The organism is Belliella calami (assembly GCF_022549695.1).
Lineage (GTDB): Bacteria > Bacteroidota > Bacteroidia > Cytophagales > Cyclobacteriaceae > Belliella > Belliella calami.
Genome location: NZ_JAKZGS010000006.1, coordinates 81,192 through 86,607 on the forward strand (window position 1 = coordinate 81,192; position 5,416 = coordinate 86,607).

Annotated in this window: 5 protein-coding genes; all 5 read right to left on the reverse strand. The window is 38.7% G+C overall.

The annotated features are described in order from the left end of the window. Positions 1-356 precede the first annotated feature (356 nt). The 5 genes from trpB to MM236_RS09445 all read right to left on the reverse strand — a co-directional run bounded on the left by trpB (position 357) and on the right by MM236_RS09445 (position 5,283). Complete coding sequence (trpB, locus tag MM236_RS09425) at positions 357-1,535, reverse strand: tryptophan synthase subunit beta (RefSeq protein ID WP_241274724.1); 1,179 nt, start codon at positions 1,533-1,535, stop codon at positions 357-359. 282 nt (positions 1,536-1,817) lie between these two features. Next, positions 1,818-2,450: a phosphoribosylanthranilate isomerase gene (locus MM236_RS09430; RefSeq protein ID WP_241274725.1), complete on the reverse strand. Its 633-nt coding sequence runs from the start codon at positions 2,448-2,450 to the stop codon at positions 1,818-1,820. After that, positions 2,447-3,271: an indole-3-glycerol phosphate synthase TrpC gene (gene trpC / locus MM236_RS09435; RefSeq protein ID WP_241274726.1), complete on the reverse strand. Its 825-nt coding sequence runs from the start codon at positions 3,269-3,271 to the stop codon at positions 2,447-2,449. The genes MM236_RS09430 and trpC overlap by 4 nt, the downstream gene beginning before the upstream one ends. Before the next feature lie 10 nt (positions 3,272-3,281). After that, entirely contained in the window at positions 3,282-4,292 is a 1,011-nt protein-coding gene (trpD, locus tag MM236_RS09440; RefSeq protein ID WP_241274727.1) for an anthranilate phosphoribosyltransferase, read from the reverse strand. A gap of 427 nt (positions 4,293-4,719) precedes the next feature. After that, a complete protein-coding gene (locus MM236_RS09445; RefSeq protein WP_241274728.1) occupies positions 4,720-5,283 on the reverse strand; it encodes an anthranilate synthase component II in 564 nt (187 codons plus the stop codon). Positions 5,284-5,416: the final 133 nt, after the last annotated feature.

A 5,416-nucleotide genomic window follows, 5' to 3' on the forward strand; every position in this document is an offset into this window, starting at 1 on the left:
TTTACTTCTTGGCTCTCATTTCCGAACTTCAAAATTCGAAGTTTGACATTCAACATTCGACATTTTATTAATTTAGAATTAAGAACTCCGAATTATGAATCAAGAAGTCTGGATTATTGAGTTATTAGATTATTGTTGATTTGTGTCTTTTATATCAAGTCTCATATCTCACACTTGTTTTTACTTCTTGGCTCTCATTTCCGAACTTCAAAATTCGAAGTTTGACATTCAACATTCGACATTTTATTAATTTAGAATTAAGAACTCCGAATTATGAATCAAGAAGTCTGGATTATTGAGTTATTAATTGATATTATCCTTTATTCCTCCAACTTCATCCTTCTACCATTTCTCCTTCAATACCCTCCCCACTTGATATAGGTATCTAAGTCTTTATCTCCTCGTCCAGAAAGGTTGATGACTATGATATCGTCTTTTTTGTAAGCTATCATGTTCAATGCATGAATGGCGTGGGCAGTTTCTATGGCTGGGATGATTCCTTCCATTCTACTCAATTCAATTCCTGCTTTCATAGCATCTTCATCTTCTACTGCTACAAATTCTCCCCTTCCAATATCAAACAAGTGCGCGTGAACCGGCCCTATCCCAGGATAATCCAAGCCTGCTGAGATGGAATGTGGTTCTATGACTTGACCATCTTCTGTCTGCATCAAGAGTGTCTTGCTACCATGCAAAATCCCTGAAGAACCCAACGCTGTAGTAGCTGCTGATTTACCAGAACTAATCCCCAAACCTGCTGCTTCAGCTGCTACCAACCTTACTTCTGGCACATTGTAATAATGATAAAATGCCCCAGCCGCATTACTTCCTCCACCTACACAAGCAATGACGATATCTGGATTTTCTGTCCCTTCTTTTTCCAACAATTGCTTTTTGATCTCTTCGGATATCACAGATTGAAATCTGGCTACCATTTCCGGATAGGGATGTGGCCCTACCACTGAGCCAATAATGTAATGTGTATCAACAGGATTGTTGATCCATTGGCGCATGGCTTCGTTTGTTGCATCCTTGAGTGTCTGACTTCCAGAAGTCGCAGGTACTACTTTGGCACCAAGGATCTTCATTCTTTCTACATTGGGACGTTGCCTTTGGATATCCAATGCACCCATGTAAATCGTGCAATCCATCCCCATCAAGGCACAAACTGTGGCCGTAGCTACACCATGCTGACCAGCACCTGTTTCAGCAATAATCCTTTTTTTGCCGAGTTTTTTGGCTAAGATGATTTGTCCAACGGTATTGTTGACTTTGTGTGCACCTGTATGGCACAAATCTTCTCTTTTGAAATAGATCTTTGCTCCATATTTTTCTGACATCCGCTTCGCAAAATAAAGCGGTGTAGGTCTGCCCACAAAATCCCTCAATAGGGATTGAAATTCTTCCTGAAATTCACTTGTAGCAACTATTTGCTCATAGTTGTCCCTCAACTCCTCAATGTTTGGATGCAACATCTCAGGGATATATGCTCCTCCAAACTTCCCATAAAATCCTTTTTCGTCAACTTTAATCATTTTTTTATAATTTGTCTCGTTCTGAAAATAGTTGTCACATTTTTGTTTTAATTAGAGGAGTTCAACCCACTTCGGGGTTGTTGTCTCCTGGATCATCTTTATTCCCCGGGTTGCGACCCGGGGTTATTTAAAGTTCAACCCCTTCAGGGTTGTTAAAACCATCCATCGATCATCTTCACTCCCCGCATTTCATACGGGGCTATTGAAGGTTTAACCCCATTCGGGGTTGATTGAATCTTTGTTCCTCGTCTCTAACTTCTCTCGCATCTAGTCTCTCGTTTCTTATACCACGCTTGAAATTCTTTCCTTAAACGCCCTGATTTTCCCTATTTCCTTCAATGCTGGTTCGATTTCGAATTTTGAATTGATATCCAGACCTATGAGTTGAGGAATCTCTGATTTAAGCTTTTGTATATCGGGAATGTTTTCGATACTCAATCCACCACTCAAAAGAAATGGCTTCTCAAAGGGATAATTTTTCAAAACCTCCCAATCAAATGTCTTTCCACTTCCTCCATACCCTTTTGTAAACGTATCAAACAGGAAATAATCAACAAATGGAACAAATACTTCCAAAGTTTCCCAGGCGATATCATCTTTAATTGAAAATACTTTGAATATTTCCAGCCCAGTCTCTTCTTTTACCAACTTGGTGAATTCTAAGGACTCTTCTCCATGAAGTTGGATAGTCTGAATTCCAAAGTCTCTAATGGATGCATTGATTTCATCCAAACTAGCATTGACAAATACACCAACTTTCCTAATTGGCAAATCAACAATAGAATCTGCTAAATTTTGAGGTACGAATCTTGGTGATTTGGGATAAAATATCAAACCCATCCAATCTGGATTGATTTGGGTTATCAAATCCCTGATATTCTCTTCAGACCGCATTCCACAAACTTTCAGCTTCATTTCTCTGTCGTTTGTCCCATTGCTGCACCCAACAATTCTCTGTATTCATTCATGAAATTATAAGCTGCTTGATGCGGTCGGCTAGATTTCATGAAATTTTCACCTATCAAAAACCCTTCAAAACCCGCTTGTTTCAAACTAACCAAGGTATCTGGTCTTGAAATTCCACTTTCAGAGATCTTTACAAATTCATTTGGAATTCTATCAACAAGATCATAAGAAGTTTGTAATGAAACGTCAAATGTCTTGAGGCTTCTATTGTTTACGCCAACCAAATCCAAGAATTCATTGACAGAAGAAGCTAACTCATCCCCATCATGAACTTCCATCAAAACTTCCAAACCAAGTGATTTCGCAAACTTTGCTAATTCTTTTAGTCTTGCAGGCTCCAAAGCTGCTGCAATCAACAAGATGCAGTCAGCACCTATCGATTTAGCTTCTATGATTTGATATTCATCAATAATAAAATCCTTCCTTAACAGTGGACAAAAGTTGAATTTTCTGGCTGTAACCAAATCTTCATTTTTTCCACCAAAGAATTCTTGATCTGTCAAAATAGACAATGCAGAAGCTCCTGCTTGCATATATCCTATGCTTGTAGTCTCTACTGATGCACTTGGATTGATATCACCTTTTGACGGAGATTTCCTCTTAAATTCAGCAATGATACCTGTTTTTTCAGGATCGCAAATATAGTCTTTCATCGAAACTACAGCAGATTCAAAGTAGATACTCTTCTCCAATAATTTTACAGGGACTATACTGCTTCTCTCTGCAACTTCTGTTTTTTTGAATGCAATTATCTTATCTAAAATATTCATATTTAACTAATTAGGCAAATGAAATGGATTTTTTGGGATTGACCAAAGCATTGAACTTTTCAAGTGCTTTTCCCGACAGCAAGGATGCTGTGGCTTTTTCGACCGCATCGGTAAATGGTAAAGATACATCTGCTGTATGTAATGCAGCTGCAGCATTCGCAATGACAACTGAGTTTTGGGCATTTGTACCTTTTCCTTTCAAAATTGAATCAAATATTTCCGCCGATTCGATTATAGTCTCTCCACCTTTGATACTTTCCGCTTCAAGGATTGGTAAATTGATATCAGCTGGACGGTAGAGTTTCTCACCTTCTTGAGAAATCATCTTAAAGTCCCCTGTAAGAGAAATCTCATCATATCCGTCCAATGCGTGAAGAATACTGAAACTACCTTCCTGATTTTGATAAAGGTATGCATAAAGCCTCGCCAATTCTAAACTAAATACACCGACTAATTGCTTTTTTGGGAAACTTGGGTTTACCATTGGCCCGAGCATGTTGAAAAATGTTTTGACACCCAAGTCTTTTCTAATTGGCCCCACATGTTTCATTGCGGGGTGAAAAAGTGGTGCATGAAGGAAGCAAATCCCAGCTTCATCTAGGCTTTTTTTGATTTTGTCGACATCATTGGTAAATTCATATCCGAAGCTTTGAAGCAGATTTGATGATCCACAAATGGAAGATACGCCGGTATTCCCATGTTTGGCAACATGCTGCCCCGCTCCTGCTACAATAAATGAAGCCAAAGTGGAAATGTTGAAAGTATCTTTCCCATCTCCTCCTGTTCCGCAAAGATCCATGGCATCGTACTCGGCTATTTCTACCGGAACACATTGGTCTAGCATCGCTTCCCTAAAACCACCAAGTTCATCCACGGTGACAGATCGCATCATATAAACTGTCAAAAATGCTGCTATCTGGCTTTGGTTGTATTCACCGGACGTGATTTTTAACAGAACTTCTTTTGCCTGTTCTTTACTCAATGTCCGATGCTCGATTAAGTGGTTAAGTATTTCTTTCATTTTTATCTAATTAGAAGGTTTTAGGAATTGGAAGAACTTGTCCCGATTTATCGGGATTGTAAAATTCGAAGATTTAAAGATTGGTGATGATTGTTTTTAATTGCTTGAATGATGGTTTAGCGGTTTGAGATTAAGGATTACGAGTTTTGATGCTTTTCAATCCCCTTAAATGCTTCCTAGTCCAAGTAAAGAGACCTCTCCTGCCGTCGAGGTGACTTAGTGGTCATTTCGAACGTAGAGAGAAATCTCGAACTGAAATTTATACTTACTTTTTATTTACAAATTAAGGAAGTTCAACCCTTATCGGGGTTGTTGTCCTCGTCATCAACTTTGATCCCCGGGTTGCAACCCGGGGCTATTCAAAGTTTAACCACTTCGTGGTTTTTGTCTTCTCGCTTCTAGTCTCTCGCCTCTATTTCGCTTCTTCTCAACCTAGCCAATTCTTCATCATTGCTACCCCATGTTCTGTAAGGACAGATTCTGGATGGAATTGTAGTCCTTTAACATTGTATTTTTTATGTCTTACAGCCATGATTTGATTGTCAGGTGTGCGTGCGATCACATCAAGTTCTGGACTCAGAGTCTGTTCATCTATCACCCAAGAATGATACCTGCCAATATTGAATTTCTTTGGAAGATCCTTGAATAATGGATCATTTTCTACAGAAACCTCAGAAGCCAACCCATGAACTACTTCAGATAAGTTGATCAAGCCTCCACCAAAAGCTTCGCCAATAGCCTGATGTCCTAGGCAAACTCCAAGGATATCTTTATAACTCGCATATTTCTTAATTAATTCAGGCATAATTCCCGCTTCAGAAGGAATTCCAGGACCTGGAGAGAGCAGTATTTTGTCATACTTTTCGATTTCCTCCACACTGATTTTATCATTACGGAATATATCCAACTGATCACCAAAACCAAGTTCACGGATGATATACACCAAGTTATAAGTAAACGAATCGTAATTATCAAGGACAAGTATTTTCATATAGTTAGAGTTTTGAGAGGGTGATGGGGTTGGAAGGTTGGAAAGTTGAAAGGTTCTAAGGTTAGGCTCTGAGGTCGATTATTTTGATTGCAAATATTTATGATATTAATTATAAGCTATTTTAGTTTTTTAT

What these genes read in the sequence shown, in the direction of transcription:
- trpB (WP_241274724.1), bottom strand. Translation starts at nt 1,535, where the DNA reads ATGATTAAAGTTGACGAAAAAGGATTTTATGGGAAGTTTGGAGGAGCA.
- MM236_RS09430 (WP_241274725.1), bottom strand. Translation starts at nt 2,450, where the DNA reads ATGAAGCTGAAAGTTTGTGGAATGCGGTCTGAAGAGAATATCAGGGAT.
- trpC (WP_241274726.1), bottom strand. Translation starts at nt 3,271, where the DNA reads ATGAATATTTTAGATAAGATAATTGCATTCAAAAAAACAGAAGTTGCA.
- trpD (WP_241274727.1), bottom strand. Translation starts at nt 4,292, where the DNA reads ATGAAAGAAATACTTAACCACTTAATCGAGCATCGGACATTGAGTAAA.
- MM236_RS09445 (WP_241274728.1), bottom strand. Translation starts at nt 5,283, where the DNA reads ATGAAAATACTTGTCCTTGATAATTACGATTCGTTTACTTATAACTTG.